This window comes from Thioclava sp. L04-15 (genome assembly GCF_002020275.1).
Lineage (GTDB): Bacteria > Pseudomonadota > Alphaproteobacteria > Rhodobacterales > Rhodobacteraceae > Thioclava > Thioclava marina.
The window spans coordinates 150162-165355 of the sequence record NZ_MPZW01000002.1; the positions used below are offsets into that span (position 1 = coordinate 150162).

Consider the following 15194-nt stretch of genomic DNA (forward strand, 5'->3'; position numbering starts at 1 on the left):
GAGAAACCGCCGCGGGGATAGGAAAACAAGTGACGCGACTGGACAAATATGTCTTGTCAAAGCTGATGGCTCTGTTCGGGTTTTTCGCGCTCGTGCTGGTGTCGGTCTATTGGGTGAACCGGGCTGTGATGATGTTCGACAGCCTGATCTCGGATGGGCAGACGGCGGCAGTCGTACTGGAATTCACCGCCCTCACCTTGCCATACGTGATCCGCATCGTCCTGCCGGTGGCGGCCTTCGCGGCCACGATCTACGCGGTCAACCGGCTCGATCAGGACAGCGAACTGGTGGTGATGCGCGCGACCGGCACCTCGAACTGGCGCCTGGGGCGCCCGGTGCTGGTCTTCGGATTGATCGTGTCGCTGATGATGGCGGTTCTGGTGAATTTTCTCGTGCCCGCCGCAAAGGCCCGGCTTGCCGATCGCCAGCAGCAGGTGTCGCAGAACATGACCGCGAAGTTCCTCACCGAGGGCACCTTCCAGCACCCTGTCAGCGGCATCACGATCTATATCCGTCGGATCTCGGATCTGGGCGAGCTTTACGACCTGTTCCTCTCGGACCGGCGCAATCCGAAGGCGCACACGATCTACACTTCGGAAAAGGCGCTGATCGTCAAGACAGAGACCGGTCCGAAGCTGATCATGTTCGAAGGCATGGCCGAGACGCTGCGCCCGGATACGGGCCGCCTCGAGGTGACCCGGTTCTCCAATTTCACCTATGATATCGGCAGCTTCCTGAGCGGCGGCAAGGCCCGCAAACCCAACCTCGACGAGATGATGACGCCAGAGTTGCTAAAGGGCGGCGCCGCGATCGCGGCACTTGGCGAGGGGGTAGAGCCGCGCGTGACGCTGGAGCTGGCACGTCGCATCGCGCAGCCGCTCCTTGCGCCGATCGCGGCGCTGATCGGATTCGCGGCCCTGATGATGGGAACCTTCTCGCGCTTCGGGATGTGGCGGCAGATGACGCTCGCGATCGGCGGGCTGATCTTCGTGCAGGTCCTGCAAAACGCCGCGGAAAGCGCGACCAACCGCGATCCGACGCTCTGGCCCGTGTTGTTCGTGCCGACGGTGGGTGGCGCGGTGATCGCGCTCTTCATGCTCTGGTGGTCGGGTCGGCCGCGACGCATCCGGGTCATACGGGAGGGCACCGCGTGACGATCGCTCTCTACCTCGCCCGCCGGTTTGCCAAAAGCTTCCTCGTCGTTGCAGGCAGCTTCTGGGGGATCCTCTTCCTGATCGACATCGTCGAGGAGATCCGGCGGTTTTCAGACGAGGGCCTGACGCTGGTGCAGCTGGCCGTTCTATCGGCGCTCAACATCCCTTCGACGGTCTACAATATCCTGCCTCTGATCGTGATGCTGTCGGCGGTGGCGCTGTTCATCGCGCTCGCGCGCAGCTCCGAGCTGGTGGTGATCCGCTCCGCCGGTCGCTCGGCACTGCGGATGCTTGCAGCCCCGCTGGGGGTCGCCCTGATCCTTGGGCTGCTTGCGCTTTTCGTCGGCAATCCGCTCGTCTCGGCCACGTCGAAACGCTACGAGAGCCTTGTCGATCACTACACGTCGGGCGGAAATTCCACCGTGTCGATCGGGCGCGAGGGGGTCTGGATGCGCCAGAGCGCGGGCCTCGGCTCCGACGGCAAATCGCTCGCACAGGCGGTCATTCACGCCGAAACCGCCAATGGCGATGCCACGACCCTGCGCAACGTGACCTTCCTGATCTTCGATCCCGAGCGCGGACCGGTGCGTCGGATCAATGCGAAAAAGGCCGTCCTCGAGCCCGGAGAATGGGTGCTGACGGATGCCAAGGACTGGGCGCTCGGCGCCTCGACCAACCCCGAGCGCGACGCCAAGGAAGTGGCGAGCCTGACGCTGCCTTCGGATCTGACAGTCGCGCGCATCCGCGACAGCTTCGGCAAGCCCTCCTCCGTGCCGATCTGGCAATTGCCGGGCTTCATCGCCTCTCTCGAAGAGGCAGGTTTCTCGGCCCGTCGCCATATCATGTGGTTCCAGATGGAGCTTGCGCTACCGGTGCTGCTGGTGGCGATGGTGATGGTCGCGGCGAGCTTCACGATGGATCACGCCCGCTTTGGCGGTACGGGGACGAAAGTTCTTTTGGCGCTCGCCGCTGGTCTGGGCTTGTTCTTCCTTCGCAATATCGCGCAAGTTCTGGGCGACAACGGACAGATTCCGATCCTTCTTGCGGCTTGGGCGCCGCCGGTGATCGGGCTGATGCTGCCGCTTGCGCGGCTCTTGCACCGGGAGGATGGTTGATGCGGTCGCGGTTGCGCTCTGAGCCCTGGGCGGGGCGGGTCAGTGCTCTGGCGCTTGCCTGCGTGCTCGGGCTTGTGGGGTTTGGCCCCGCCCCGGCGCAGGTCACCGACACCAAGGCCGCGCAGGATGTCGCCGACCCTTCCGCCATTCCCGCGAGCGAGGAGCTTGCAACGCTGCTGGCCGATCGGGTGCGCATCGAGGATGGCGGAAAGCTCGTGGCCGAGGGCAATGTCGAGGTTTTCTACAAGTCGAACCGGCTCTCCGCGACGCGGGTGATCTACGATCAGAAGGAAGACAAGCTCTATCTCGAAGGGCCGATCCGGCTGGTGCAGCCGGGGCAGTCAAACGCGGTGATCCTCGCCTCGTCGGCGGAGCTTTCGACCGATCTGCAAAACGGTCTGTTGCTGAGCGCACGCATGGTGATGGCGCGCGAATTGCAGCTCGCGGCGGCGAAGATCGAACGGCGCGACGGGCGGCTGACGGTGATGGACAAGGTCGTCGCCTCCTCGTGCCAGGTCTGCGCGAGCAACCCCACCCCGCTATGGGAGATCCGCGCGAGCCGCGTCATCCATGACGCTCAGACCCGCCAGATCGTCTTCCGCGACGCGCAGCTTCGCGCGATGGGCGTGCCGATCGCCTACATCCCGCGCCTGCGCATGCCCGAACCCGGCGTCAAGCGCATGTCGGGCTTCCTTCAGCCCGAGTTCCGCACCACTTCGGGTCTCGGGCCCGGCCTCAAGATCCCCTATTTTCTTGCGCTCGGCCCCAGCCGTGACCTGACGATCACGCCTTACGTGGCCACGTCGCGCACCCGTACGCTCGAGCTGCGCTACCGTCAGGCTTTCGAGTGGGGCAAGACGGAATGGTCGGGGGCGCTGAGCAAAGACGACATCATCGCCGACAAGACCCGCGGCTATCTTTTCGCAGATCTCGAGGCGCAGCTGCCGCGCGATTTCAAGCTGACGGCACAGCTGCGGCTGGTGAGTGACCGCTCCTACCTGCTCAATTACGGCATCTCCGACGAGGATCGTCTCTGGTCGGGCGTCACGCTGGAGCGGATCCGCACCGACGAGATGATCTGGGCGCGGTTCGGCAACACCCATTCGATCCGCGACGGCGAGAGCAACGCAAGTCAGCCAATGCTGAGCGGCACCGCCGAATGGGTCAAACAATTTGAGCCAGCTACCGTTGGCGGGATCGCCACGCTGCGGCTTTCGACGCTCGGCAGCCGTCGCGCGGCATCGAGCACGCTCGATACCGATGGCGACGGCATCCCGGACGGGCGCGATGTGCTGCGCGGCTCGCTCACCGCCGACTGGCGTCGCAACTGGCTCTTCGGGCCGGGGATGCTCGGCTCGATCGAAGCGCAATTTGCCGGCGACATCATCGAAACCAATGACGACCCCGCCTATCCGCAAACCGTGCTGCGCGGTCAGCCGACGCTCGCTGCCGAGCTGCGCTGGCCCTGGGTGAAGACGAGCGGGCGCGCGGCCTATGTGATCGAGCCGATCGCGCAGATCGCCTGGGCCCCGAACCGTCTGAGCGCCTCGCCCAACGAGGACAGCCAGCTGCCCGAGTTCGACGAGGGCAACCTCTTCTCGCTCACCCGCTTCCCCGGCGAGGATCTGCGTGAAACGGGATTGCGCGCCAATCTCGGCCTGAGCTGGACGCGCTATGACAGCTCGGGCTGGTCGCTGGGCGTCGCGGCGGGCCGGATCTTCCGCCAGCGCGACCTTGACCAGTTCACCCCCGGCACCGGTCTTTCGGGGATCCGCTCGGACTGGTTGCTGTCGACCCATCTGAGCACGGCGAACGGGCTCACGCTCTCGAACCGGGCGCTTTTCGACGACACGCTCGCGATTTCGCGCGACGAATTGCGCCTCGCCTGGGCCACGGATCGCTATGACCTTGCAGCGGGCTATCTCTGGCTCGAGGCGAACCCCGCCGAGGGGCGCGACACCGACATGTCCGAGCTGATGCTCGATACCGGCTGGAGCTGGGGCAATGGCTGGTCGGGCACCTTCGGCACCCGCTACGACTTCACCGCCGAGCGCGCCGCCAAGGCCAATCTGGGCCTGCGTTACACCAATGAATGCCTCGCGGTTGATCTTTCCCTCTCGCGCCGCTTCACTTCCTCCACTAGTGTAAGCCCCGAAACCGCATTCGGCCTCTCGGTCCAGTTGATCGGCTTCGGGGCGAGCGACGGAGGCCCGGTCCGCCAGACCTGCGGACGCTGAGGCGAGACGAGTAGACAACAGGCCGGCCAGGCCGCGAATGAACGAGACGAAACGGACAGGCACGCGATGACGATGATGACCCGACTGCTCACCCTTCTGGCTCTGGTGCTCACCTTGCCGCTGGCACCGCGTGTCGCGATGGCGCAGGCCGGCAATTACGCTCCGGTGATCACCGTGAACGGCCTTGGCATCACCGATTACGAGATCAGCCAGCGCGAGAAATTCCTCAAGCTTCTGGGAACGCCCCAATCGACCCGCGAGGATGCCGAGAAAGCTCTGATCGAGGACCGCCTGCGGACCTGGGCGGGCAAGCAGCTCGGGATGAAGATGAATGAGGAGGCGCTAACGCGCGGCATGTCCGAATTCGCGAGCCGCGGAAACCTGTCGACCGAACAATTCATCACGCTGCTCGGCCAAAATGGCATCGACCCCAATACCTTCCGCGATTTCGTCGCCGCCGGCGTGATCTGGCGCGAGGTGGTGCGCGCGCGCTTCGCCCCCCTGATCAATGTCACCTCCGCCGATGTCGATCGCGCGATGATGCCCGAAAGCCAGACCGGCAAGGGCGTGAAAGTGCTGATCTCCGAAGCAATCGTCCCCGCCCCGGCCGGTCAGGAAGCCGCAGCGTTGGCTCAGGCCCGCCAACTCTCGGCGGCGAAGGGCGAAGGCGCCTTTGCTGCTTTGGCGCGCAAATATTCCGCCGCGCCGACCCGTGATCGCGGCGGGCGTCTCGAATGGATGCCGATCGACAAGCTGCCCGCACAGCTGCGCGGTCCGATCCTCGCGCTCAAGCCCGGCACCGCGACCGGTCCGATCCAGCTCAACGGGGCTGTGGCGGTGTTCATGCTGCGCGCGATCGGCGATGGCGATGCGCCCTCGGCACCGCAGGATCTGAGCTACATGACCCTGAATCTCGGCGCGACTGGCAGCGCACAGGCCGCGAAGCTCGCAGCACAGGCCGCCGCCGATGCGCGCGTGTGCAATCAGCTCTATACCGTCGCAAAGGGCCTGCCCGAAAGCGCCATCACCCTTCACGAGAAGGTCGCGCAATCCGCCGTCCCGACCGACGAGGCGCTGGTTCTGGCCCAGCTCGATCCGGGCGAGACCCAGATCCTGCGTCGTGGCGGCAGTGACGTGCTGGTGATGCTGTGCTCGCGCGAGGTGGCCGACACCAAGGATCAGCCCGCGCCCGATCGCAAGACGGTGCGTTCCTCGCTCGAGGATCAGGCGCTCGGCGCCTATGCGACGGGCTATCTCGCCGATCTCGAGGCCGAAGCGGTGATCGTGCGGAAATGAGACCGCGCGACGCAGACCGCCCGGTCATTTTGAGCTGTGGCGATCCATCCGGCGTCGGGCCGGAACTCGCCGCGCGCGCCTGGGAGCATTTCGGCGCGCGACTGCCCTTCGTCTGGATCGGCGATCCGTCGCACCTGCCGCGCGGCACCAAGGTCCGCGAGATCGAGCGCGCCTCCGACGCCGTCACCCATGCCAGCGCGGGCCTGCCCGTGCTGCCGCATGCCTTCCCGGCCGCCGCCATTCCGGGTCAACCCGATCCGGCCAACGCGAAATCGGTCGTCGATGTGATCGCGCGGGGGGTCGATCTTGTGATGCGTGGCGAGGGTGTGGCGCTTACGACCGCGCCCATCAACAAGAAGGCGCTGCATGACGGGGCGGGCTTTGCCTTTCCCGGGCATACTGAATTTCTCGCCCATCTCGCGGGTGTCGAACGGGTGGTGATGATGCTCGCCAGTTCGCGTAGCACGCCGCCCTTGCGCGTCGTGCCCGCCACGATCCATATCGCGCTGCGCGATGTGCCCGAGGCCTTCACGCCGCAACTGTTGCGCGACACGGTGCGCATCACCGCCGAAGGGCTGCGCCGCGATTTCGCGCTCGACACGCCACGCATCGCGGTTGCCGGGCTCAACCCCCATGCCGGCGAAGGCGGCGCGATGGGGAGCGAGGAAGGCGACTGGATCGCCGACACGATCGCCGGGCTGCGCGAAGAGGGCTATGCGCTCGCCGGTCCCCTGCCAGCCGACACGCTCTTCCACGAGCGCGCGCGTCAGGGCTATGACGCGGCGATCTGCGCCTATCACGATCAGGCGCTGATCCCGATCAAGACGCTCGATTTCGACGGGGGCGTGAATGTCACGCTCGGCCTGCCCTTCATCCGCACCTCGCCCGATCATGGCACGGCCTACGATATTGCGGGTCAGGGGCGTGCGAACCCCGCCTCGCTGATCGCGGCGCTCGAGATGGCCTCGCGCATGGGCGCGGCGCGGAGGGCGTGAGATGGCCACGATCGACGGGCTGCCCCCGCTGCGCGAGGTACTGCGCACCCATGACCTCGTGGCCAAGAAAAGCCTCGGGCAGAACTTCCTGCTGGATCTGAACCTCACGGCCAAGATCGCGCGCTCGGCGGGCGATCTGACGGGGGCGGATGTGCTGGAGATCGGACCCGGACCCGGAGGTCTGACGCGCGGGCTTCTGGCCGAAGGCGCGCGCAAGGTGCTCGCGATCGAGAAGGACACGCGCTGCCTGCCCGCCCTGGCCGAGATCGCTGCCGCCTATCCGGGGCGGCTCGAGGTGATCAACGGCGATGCGCTGGAAATCGACCCGCTCTCCCATCTCACCCCCCCGATCAAGATCGCAGCGAACCTGCCCTATAACGTGGGCACCGAACTGCTGGTACGCTGGCTGACGCCGAAGGACTGGCCGCCCTTCTGGGAGAGCCTGACGCTGATGTTCCAGCGCGAGGTGGCTGAACGGATCGTCGCGAAACCCGGCAGCAACCATTACGGGCGCCTCGCGATCCTCGCGCAGTGGCGCGCCGAGGCGAAGATCGTGATGAGCCTGCCGCCCGAGGCCTTCACCCCGGCGCCCAAGGTTCATTCGGCGGTCGTGCATCTGCGCGCCCTGCCCGCGCCGCGCTACCCCGCCAATGCCGCGACCCTGAGCCGGGTCGTCGCGGCGGGCTTCAATCAGCGTCGCAAGATGCTGCGCGCCTCGCTCAAAGGCGTTGCGCCGGATATCGAGGCGAAACTGGAGAAGGCCGGGATCGCGCCCACGGAACGGGCCGAGAAGGTGACGCTGGAACAGTTCTGCCGACTGGCGCGGATCGTCGACGGTCAGGAATGATCCGCGCGGCCCGTGCGGAAGATCTCGATCGGATCGGGGCGATCACCGACGCGGCCTTCCGCCCCTACATCGCGCGCATCGGTCGCCCACCCGCGCCGATGGCGGCCGATCACCGCTCTGACCTCTCCCATCTCTGGGTCTGCGAACATGACGGAGACGTCGTGGGGCATATGGGCCTGATTGCCCGAGACAGGCCCCACATTGCTTTGCAGATCGAGCCGATTGCCGTCGATCCCGACGTGCAGGGAAAGGGGATCGGAGGGCGCTTGATCGCCTTCGCCAAGGCGCAAGCCCGATCTCTCGGGGTCGAACGGCTGACTCTCTACGTCAATGCCGCGATGATCGAGAGCCGTGCGGTCTATGCGCATCTCGGCTTTCTCGAGACCGATCACCGTGTCGAAGACGGGTTTGACCGGGTCTTTCTCGAAAAATCCCTGCCTCGCTGAACCGAGGCGATGTGCTACATCAAAAAGGCCCGCCAGTCCGGCGGGCCTTTTATCTGGTTCGTCAGGATAACCGCTTATTCGCCCGATGCCTCGGGGGGCGCGGTTTCCACTGCCACTTCAGCCTTTTCAGCTTTAGGCGCACGCGGTTTGCGCGGTGCACGCGGGCGTTTCGGCTTCTCGGCTTTTTCCGCCTTCTCGGCGGGAGCCTCTGCCGGAGCGGCTTCGACGCGGCTTTCGGGGGTTTCGACGAGGCTCGAGCCGTCTTCTTCAGGCTCGGGCATCGGCGGCATCATCGGGGCGCTCTGATCGGCGTTCTCCTGGCTGCGCTCCTCGCGCTCGGGGCGCTCGTTGCGATGGCCGTCCTGAGCGTTGCCGCCCTGACCGTTCGCCTGATGGCTTTGCTGGTTCTGCTGACGCTGCTGGTTGCGCGCTTCCTGTTCGCGGGCCTGCTCTTTCTGGGCCTCGCCCAGCATGCGGGTGTAGTGCTCGGCATGCTGAAGGAAGTTCTGCTCGGCCACGCGGTCGTTGCCAAGTTGCGCGTCACGGGCGAGCGCAAGGTATTTGTCAATGATCTGCTGGGGCGTGCCACGCACTTTGCCCTCGGGACCGGAGCTGTCAAACACCCGGTTGACGATGTTGCCCATCGACCGCTGACGGTTCGACTTGTTACGCGAACGGGATTTCGAAGATCTCATGGCTTTCGTTTTTCTGGCCCGGTCACGCCGGGCTTGAGGAATCTGGCCGAAGGGATTTGGCCTTGCGAGAGGAAGAGCCGCCCTGAGCATTATTGCCCGGTTTGGCATCGTCACCCGCGCTGTGAAGCTGAGCCGTGCGGGGGATATCGATCCGCCCTGCACAGGCTTGACTAAACATGTGCGGAGTGGGCTTTCAAGTCGGAAAATGTGTCAAATCCACGTTTTCCCCGGATTTTCCCAGGTTTTGCGCGAATTTGCGCTCAACTGGCACCACAATCGCCAGCGTCACCGGGCTTCTGCGCCACAATGACGCGGTCGCGCCCATCGAGGTCCTGCCGGGTCTCGATCTGTTCGAACCCCTGCGCAGCAAGCAGCTCCGTCACAGCCGAAGCCTGGGTCGGCCCGATTTCGAGCACGATCCGCCCGCCCGCCATAAGCCGCGCCGGAGCCCCAAGCGCAATCGCGCGATAGGCATCGAGACCGTCACCGCCGGGGGTCAGGGCCGAGTGTGGCTCCCATTCGCGAACATCGCGCGACAGCCCCGCCATCTCGTCCTGCGCGATATAGGGCGGGTTCGACACGATCAGATCGAAGCGTCCCGGAACGGCGGAAAACCAGTCGGACAGCAGGAATTTCGCCCGTTTCCCGACGCCGAGCGCGTCCGCGTTCCCTTTGGCGACGTCCAGAGCCGCGGAAGAAAGATCGGTACCCGTTCCCGCCGCGAAGGGCATGGATTTCAGAAGCGAAATCAGGATGCAGCCGGTGCCGGTGCCAAGGTCAAGCGCATGAATGAAAGGGCGTTCGAGCGCCACTTGCACGAGGATCTCTGTCTCCGGGCGCGGATCGAGCGTGTCGCGGGTGACGCGGAACTCATGTCCCCAAAACAGACGCTTTCCGGTGATCTGGGCGACGGGCTGGTGTTGCATACGGGCCGCGATCGCGGCGTCAAGGCGAGTGGCCGCGTCATCGGGCAGCGGATCGTGCAGCGCGAGCGTCAGCCGCTCGGGCGCAATGCCGAGCGCATGCGCCAGAAGCCTGCGCGCATCGCCCGACGCGCCCTCGATCCCGGCCTCTTTCAGGCGCCGGGTGGCGGCGATCAGCGCTTCTTGCGCCCTCACCCGTCCATCTCCGCGAGCTTGGCCGCCTGATCGTCCGAAATCAGCGCGTCGATCACCTCTTCGATCTCACCTTCCATAACCTTATCAAGGGAATAGAGGGTGAGGTTGATGCGGTGATCGGTCAGGCGCCCTTGCGGGAAATTATAGGTTCGGATGCGTTCCGAACGATCGCCCGACCCCACCTGGGACTTCCGCGTCTCGGCGCGTTCCGAGGCCGCGCGGTCGCGTTCGGCCTCGTAAAGCCGCGCGCGCAGCACCGCCATCGCATTGGCGCGGTTCTGGTGCTGGGATTTCTCGGAGCTCGTGACCACGATGCCGGTCGGCAGGTGCGTGATGCGCACCGCCGAGTCGGTGGTATTCACGTGCTGGCCGCCCGCCCCCGACGCGCGCATCGTGTCGATCCGGATATCGGAGGCGGGAATGTCGATATCGACGTCCTCGGCCTCGGGCAGAACGGCGACGGTAGCCGCCGAGGTATGGATGCGCCCACCGGCTTCGGTCTCGGGCACACGCTGAACCCGGTGCACGCCGCTCTCGTATTTCATCCGGGCGAAGACGCCCTCGCCCTCGATCCGCGCCACCGCTTCCTTGACGCCGCCGAGCTCGGTCTCGGTCAGGTCCATCAGGTCGAACCGCCAGCCGTGTTTCTCGGCGTATTTCTGATACATGCGCAGCAGATCGCCCGCGAAAAGCGCGGCTTCCTCGCCGCCCGTGCCGGGGCGGATTTCAAGGATCGCGGGGCGCGCATCGGCGGCATCTTTCGGCAAAAGCGCAAGGCGCAGCGCCTGTTCCATCTCGGGGATGCGGGCCTTGAGGCGCGGCAGCTCTTCCTCGGCCAGCCCTTTCATCTCGGGATCGCTCAGCCAGCCCTCCGCCTCGGCAAGATCGGCCCGCGCCTGACGCCAGGCCTCGACCTCGGTCACGACCGGTTTGAGCTCGGAATATTCGCGGCTGATCTCGGCGATCTTTGCGGGATCCGCGCCCGCGTTGAGCTGCGCCTCGAGGTACTCGAAGCGTGCAAGGATCTGGTCGAGTTTCTCTTCGGGCAACATGAGGCTCGGTTTGGCGTGAAGCGCGGGGGGCGTCAAGCGCAGAGCGGTGCAACAGCCCTGTGACGCAGGGTGTTTGCCGCTCGGGCACACCCGATCCGGAGCGCGGCGATCCGCATGTAACAAACAGATGACGCGCTTGCGGCCCTTTGCTAAACCGCGCGCCGGGAGAGACCCGAGGGAGAGAAATGATGATCCGCAACCTGATCATGACGAGCCTGCTCGTGCTGGGCACCACGCCCGCGCTCGCACAGGACCGCGACGCCGCCATAGAGGCGATGAACGACTACATGATGTTCTCGGGCTATGAGGACGGGATCATCCTGCCCGAACAGATCGACAGGGAGGTCTTCGAGAATGTCCTCTTCGTGGACACCCGCGATCCCGCGCAATTCGCCCGGGAAACCATTCCCGGCGCGGTGAATATCGAATGGCGCGAGGTGCTCGACCGGATCGACGAGATCCCCGAAGAGCAAAAGACCATCCTGTTTTGCAACACCGGCACGCTGAGCTCGATGGCGACCTTCGCGCTACGCACGGCGGGGCGCAAGAATGTCGTGGTGCTGCAAACCGGGATCGACGGCTGGCGGGACTGGGCGGCCTACAAACCCGAGTGACGCAATCCGGGGCCGCGCGATCACAACTTGGCCGGGCGCGACGGTGCGTCCCTTTACGCCTCTCGCGCAATGACCTAGATAAACAGTCGAGAAATAGACGCCCCCTGATTGCCGCCCTCTCGGGCGCGAACCGCGAAAGAGGCCCCGATGACCGCCACGCCCGAAGAGCCGCTCGAAGGCACGCCGCTGATCAAGCCCTCGACCACCGACCATCCGCTCTATGAGAAGGTCGTGGAGGCCTGCCGTACGGTCTACGACCCGGAAATCCCGGTCAACATCTACGATCTGGGCCTTGTCTACACGATCGAGATCAGCCCCGAGAACGACGCGAAGGTGATCATGACGCTCACCGCGCCCGGCTGCCCCGTGGCAGGCGAGATGCCCGGCTGGGTGCATGATGCGGTGGCCTGCGTCGAAGGGCTGCGCGACGTCGACATCGAGATGACCTTCGATCCGCAATGGGGCATGGACATGATGTCGGACGAGGCGCGGCTGGAACTGGGCTTCATGTGATCGGTTTGAGGGCGGCTCGGGCCCCGTCACGGGGCGGCAGGGCCTGAACGGGAGGGGGCGCTGCCCCCGCTCGCGTCCCGCGAGCCCCCCGAGATATTTTCGTCAAGAAGAAGGGGGCGGTCGTGCTCCCTTCTTGCATTTTCGCACAATGGGTCGCGCGCGGGCGCGCTTGTCCTCGCCCCGCCCCGCCCCATCTCAACGGACCGATGCGCAAACCTGAGAAGAGGACTTGCATGACCGATACGCTTTTCACCCCCGCCAAACTCGGTGCGATCGAGATCGCCAACCGTTTCGTGATGGCCCCCCTGACCCGCAACCGCGCGCCCGATCTGGTGCCGACCGATCTGACGGTCGAATATTACCGCCAGCGCGCAGGCGCCGGGATGATCGTGACCGAGGGCACGCAGATCTCGCCGATGGGCCAAGGCTATGCCTGGACGCCGGGGATCTACAATGACGATCAGGTCGCGGGCTGGAAGAAAGTCACCGAGGCCGTGCATGGCGCGGGCGGCAAGATCGTGGCGCAGCTCTGGCATGTCGGCCGGATCTCGGTGCCGCAGCTTCTGGGCGGGCGCGATCCGGTGGCCCCCTCGGCGATCTCCGCCGCGTCGAAGACCTTCGACGGCGAGGGGTTCGTCGAGACCACCACGCCGCATGCCCTGAGCGTCGAGGAGATCGCCGCGACCATCGAGGATTACCGCAAGGCGGCCGCGAATGCGAAAGCTGCGGGTTTCGACGGGGTCGAGATCCATGCCGCGAATGGCTACCTGATCGACCAGTTCCTGCGCGACACCTCGAATACGCGCGAGGATGCCTATGGCGGGTCGATCGAGAACCGCACGCGCTTCCTGCGCGAAGCGGTCTCGGCGGTCGTGAGCGTCTGGGGTGCGGGTCGGGTCGGTATCCGTCTCTCGCCTTGGTCGAATGCGAACAATGTCGGCATCGACAGCGATACGCCGGCGCTTTTCGGGGCCGTGGTCGATTTCCTCAACACGCAGGACATGGCCTTCGTACATCTCGTCGAGGGGCAGACCGGCGGCCCGCGTGACTGGCCCGAGGGTGGGATCGAGACGCTGCGCGCGAAGATCCGGGCGCCCTATATCGCCAATAATGGCTATAGCAAGGAGATGGCCGAGGCGGCGTTGGCCGACGGGGCCACGGCGGTGGCCTTCGGGAAGCTCTTCATCGCGAACCCCGATCTGCCGAAGCGTTTCGAGACCGGGGCGGCGCTCAACGAACCGAACCCGGCGACGTTCTATGGCGGCGGGGCCGAGGGCTATACGGATTATCCCTTTCTCGACTGAGACCGTCTGAGTGATTGAGCGATGCGGGCCTGCGGGCCCGCATTTTCATTACGTCCACGGGTTTGGCGCGTCAGGTCACGGGTTTGTCGGCCGGACCGCCGAGGATCCCGATCGCCGCATCGACCGACTGGAAGACGAATTTCTCGCCCAGGGTCGAAAGCAGACCGCTTCGGGCGAGGTCGTCTTGCGCATGGGGGGCTTCGAGCCGCGCGAGCGCCACGACGAGGCCACGCCCGCGCAACTCCTCGATCAGCGCGCCGAGCCGGTCCGCCCCGGTCAGATCGACCGCCAGCACGCCCGCGCATTCCAGAACCACGAGATGGGCCCCGGGCATCGCGGCGACGTGGCGGCGGATGCCGTTCATGATTCCGGAAGCATTCGCGAAACTGATCGGCGAGGTGATGCCCAGAACCAGCACGCCCTCGTAACGCTCGGGCTCCTCGTCGCTTGCGGGTCGGCGCCACCAGACCGTGGTGCCGGGGACGTTATGCAATTCGACGACCTGCGACTGGAAAAGCGGCATCGAGGCATAGACGAGCGAGAGCAGGATCGCGAGCGGCAAGCCGTATTGCAGCGGCAACAGGATCACGAGCCCGGCGGTCGCCAAGGCGATCGCCCCTTCGGAGGAACTGCGGCGGATCAGGTCGTGCAATCGGGCCGAACTCAGCAGATGCAGGGCGATATAGCTCAGAACGCCGGCCAGCGCGGCGGCGGGCAGATTGCTGAGCACCCCCGCGCCCAGACCGAGCAGCGCCAGCCCGATCAGCGCGGCACCCAGCCCCGCGAGCTGGGAACCCGCCCCGCTTTCACGCAGGATCTGGGTCCGGGGCGGGCTCGAGTTGACACCGAACCCGCCTCCCGCGGCCGTGGCCAGATTTGCCAGCGCCAGCGCGCCGAAGGCGTTGCGGCGCTCGGGCGCGCTATCGGCGCCGCTCGTGCGCAGAACGACCGTGGTCTGCGAGAGGCACAGGAAGGTGATGGAGAGCGCGGTGGGCAGCAGGTCGATCGCGCGTGCGGCGGACAAAGCGGGCCAGTGCAGCCCCGCATCGCCCGCCACTCCCCGGATGCGCGGGAAGATCTCGCCCGAGGGATCCGCGAAGGCGGCCACGGCAATCGCACAGACCAGCGCGCTCAGGGGGATCGGCAAGCGACGGTTCACCGCCGCTCCGATCACGCAGGCCAGCGTGATCAGAGCGGCCATGACGAAAGGCGCGAGTCTGGCCTGCCCGGAGGCGTCCCAAAGCGCGGGAACGGTCTCGATCGGGCTTCCGGGCGGCAGGGACAGCCCCAGGGCGACCGGCAGTCGGCCCACGAAGATATGGACCGCGATCCCCGCGAGCATCCCGGAGGTCACGGGTTTCGACAAGAGCTCGGCCATCCATTCAAGCCGCAACAGCCAGACGACAAGCAGCATCGCGCCCACCATCGCGGCCAGAAGCGCCGGATCCCCGGGCATCGCGCCCATCGCGGCAAGTGCAGTGGCGATGAGGGGCGCGATGGTCGAATCCGCGCCTACCGAAAGCGTCGGGTTGCGCCCGACCAGCACCATCACCACCGAGGCCACGGCGAAAACGATCAGCCCCTGCGCCGCGGGAAGGCCCGCAAGCTGCGCAGTCGCGAGCTGTTCGGGGATCGCGATCGCGGCCAAAGTCAGCGCCGCAAACAGATCCGCGCGCGGCGCAAAGCTGGGCAGGCTCGGGAAAAGGGGCAGGCTCGGGCGCATGTCTCAGGCGGTCTCCGCGACGATCGGTGGGTCTTTCTCCTTCCGTGTTAGGCCATCGCGCGACACGGGTCCATCGCCCGGGCGC

At 65.9% G+C, this 15194-nt stretch carries 14 protein-coding genes; 10 read left to right on the top strand and 4 right to left on the bottom strand.

Annotated features, from left to right (window positions below; genetic code table 11):
* Positions 1 to 29: 29 nt before the first annotated feature.
* The 7 genes from lptF (at position 30) to BMI90_RS06905 (ending at position 8090) form a co-directional block, all read left to right on the top strand.
* The gene (gene lptF, locus BMI90_RS06875) at positions 30 to 1154 is read left to right on the top strand and encodes an LPS export ABC transporter permease LptF (RefSeq protein ID WP_078527557.1); all 1125 of its coding nucleotides are present in this window, start codon (positions 30 to 32) and stop codon (positions 1152 to 1154) included.
* Positions 1151 to 2269 (top strand): LPS export ABC transporter permease LptG, encoded by a 1119-nt coding sequence (gene lptG / locus BMI90_RS06880; RefSeq protein ID WP_078527559.1) that lies wholly within the window; start codon positions 1151 to 1153, stop codon positions 2267 to 2269. Before lptF ends, lptG begins: the two co-directional genes overlap by 4 nt.
* Entirely contained in the window at positions 2269 to 4506 is a 2238-nt protein-coding gene (lptD, locus tag BMI90_RS06885; protein WP_078527561.1) for an LPS assembly protein LptD, read from the top strand. Before lptG ends, lptD begins: the two co-directional genes overlap by 1 nt.
* Positions 4507 to 4572: 66 nt before the next feature.
* Complete coding sequence (locus tag BMI90_RS06890; protein ID WP_078527563.1) at positions 4573 to 5802, top strand: peptidylprolyl isomerase; 1230 nt, start codon at positions 4573 to 4575, stop codon at positions 5800 to 5802.
* Positions 5799 to 6797 (top strand): 4-hydroxythreonine-4-phosphate dehydrogenase PdxA, encoded by a 999-nt coding sequence (pdxA, locus tag BMI90_RS06895; protein WP_078527565.1) that lies wholly within the window; start codon positions 5799 to 5801, stop codon positions 6795 to 6797. The genes BMI90_RS06890 and pdxA overlap by 4 nt, the downstream gene beginning before the upstream one ends.
* A 1-nt stretch (position 6798) precedes the next feature.
* Complete coding sequence (gene rsmA, locus BMI90_RS06900) at positions 6799 to 7644, top strand: 16S rRNA (adenine(1518)-N(6)/adenine(1519)-N(6))-dimethyltransferase RsmA (protein WP_078527567.1); 846 nt, start codon at positions 6799 to 6801, stop codon at positions 7642 to 7644.
* Entirely contained in the window at positions 7641 to 8090 is a 450-nt protein-coding gene (locus BMI90_RS06905) for a GNAT family N-acetyltransferase (RefSeq protein WP_078527569.1), read from the top strand. The genes rsmA and BMI90_RS06905 overlap by 4 nt, the downstream gene beginning before the upstream one ends.
* 74 nt (positions 8091 to 8164) lie before the next feature.
* Here BMI90_RS06905 and BMI90_RS06910 read toward each other — a convergent pair whose 3' ends face one another.
* From BMI90_RS06910 to prfA, 3 genes are all read right to left on the bottom strand, one after another.
* Entirely contained in the window at positions 8165 to 8785 is a 621-nt protein-coding gene (locus BMI90_RS06910; RefSeq protein ID WP_078527571.1) for a DUF4167 domain-containing protein, read from the bottom strand.
* 260 nt (positions 8786 to 9045) lie between these two features.
* Positions 9046 to 9903 carry a peptide chain release factor N(5)-glutamine methyltransferase gene (gene prmC / locus BMI90_RS06915; protein WP_078527573.1) on the bottom strand — a complete coding sequence of 286 codons (858 nt, stop codon included), beginning with the start codon at positions 9901 to 9903 and terminating at the stop codon, positions 9046 to 9048.
* A complete protein-coding gene (gene prfA / locus BMI90_RS06920) occupies positions 9900 to 10955 on the bottom strand; it encodes a peptide chain release factor 1 (protein ID WP_078527575.1) in 1056 nt (351 codons plus the stop codon). Before prfA ends, prmC begins: the two co-directional genes overlap by 4 nt.
* Positions 10956 to 11143: 188 nt before the next feature.
* Between prfA and BMI90_RS06925 the strand changes: the two genes are divergently transcribed.
* The 3 genes from BMI90_RS06925 (at position 11144) to BMI90_RS06935 (ending at position 13386) form a co-directional block, all read left to right on the top strand.
* On the top strand, positions 11144 to 11569 hold the full coding sequence (locus tag BMI90_RS06925; protein WP_246831503.1) for a rhodanese-like domain-containing protein: 426 nt from the start codon (positions 11144 to 11146) through the stop codon (positions 11567 to 11569).
* 147 nt (positions 11570 to 11716) lie between these two features.
* Entirely contained in the window at positions 11717 to 12082 is a 366-nt protein-coding gene (locus tag BMI90_RS06930) for an SUF system Fe-S cluster assembly protein (protein WP_038078223.1), read from the top strand.
* Between the two features lie 233 nt (positions 12083 to 12315).
* Complete coding sequence (locus BMI90_RS06935; protein ID WP_078527579.1) at positions 12316 to 13386, top strand: alkene reductase; 1071 nt, start codon at positions 12316 to 12318, stop codon at positions 13384 to 13386.
* Positions 13387 to 13456: 70 nt separating this feature from the next.
* Here the strand turns inward: BMI90_RS06935 and BMI90_RS06940 are convergent, their stop codons facing one another.
* Positions 13457 to 15109, bottom strand: coding sequence for a SulP family inorganic anion transporter (locus BMI90_RS06940; protein ID WP_078527581.1), 1653 nt, complete (start codon positions 15107 to 15109; stop codon positions 13457 to 13459).
* Between the last annotated feature and the right edge of the window lie 85 nt (positions 15110 to 15194).

Excerpts from the sequence above, each read along its gene's own strand:
- BMI90_RS06905 (WP_078527569.1), top strand. The coding sequence starts at position 7,641 with ATGATCCGCGCGGCCCGTGCGGAAGATCTCGATCGGATCGGGGCGATC.
- pdxA (WP_078527565.1), top strand. The coding sequence starts at position 5,799 with ATGAGACCGCGCGACGCAGACCGCCCGGTCATTTTGAGCTGTGGCGAT.
- BMI90_RS06925 (WP_246831503.1), top strand. The coding sequence starts at position 11,144 with ATGATCCGCAACCTGATCATGACGAGCCTGCTCGTGCTGGGCACCACG.
- lptD (WP_078527561.1), top strand. The coding sequence starts at position 2,269 with ATGCGGTCGCGGTTGCGCTCTGAGCCCTGGGCGGGGCGGGTCAGTGCT.
- BMI90_RS06935 (WP_078527579.1), top strand. The coding sequence starts at position 12,316 with ATGACCGATACGCTTTTCACCCCCGCCAAACTCGGTGCGATCGAGATC.
- BMI90_RS06940 (WP_078527581.1), bottom strand. The coding sequence starts at position 15,109 with ATGCGCCCGAGCCTGCCCCTTTTCCCGAGCCTGCCCAGCTTTGCGCCG.
- BMI90_RS06890 (WP_078527563.1), top strand. The coding sequence starts at position 4,573 with ATGACGATGATGACCCGACTGCTCACCCTTCTGGCTCTGGTGCTCACC.
- BMI90_RS06930 (WP_038078223.1), top strand. The coding sequence starts at position 11,717 with ATGACCGCCACGCCCGAAGAGCCGCTCGAAGGCACGCCGCTGATCAAG.
- rsmA (WP_078527567.1), top strand. The coding sequence starts at position 6,799 with ATGGCCACGATCGACGGGCTGCCCCCGCTGCGCGAGGTACTGCGCACC.
- prfA (WP_078527575.1), bottom strand. The coding sequence starts at position 10,955 with ATGTTGCCCGAAGAGAAACTCGACCAGATCCTTGCACGCTTCGAGTAC.
- BMI90_RS06910 (WP_078527571.1), bottom strand. The coding sequence starts at position 8,785 with ATGAGATCTTCGAAATCCCGTTCGCGTAACAAGTCGAACCGTCAGCGG.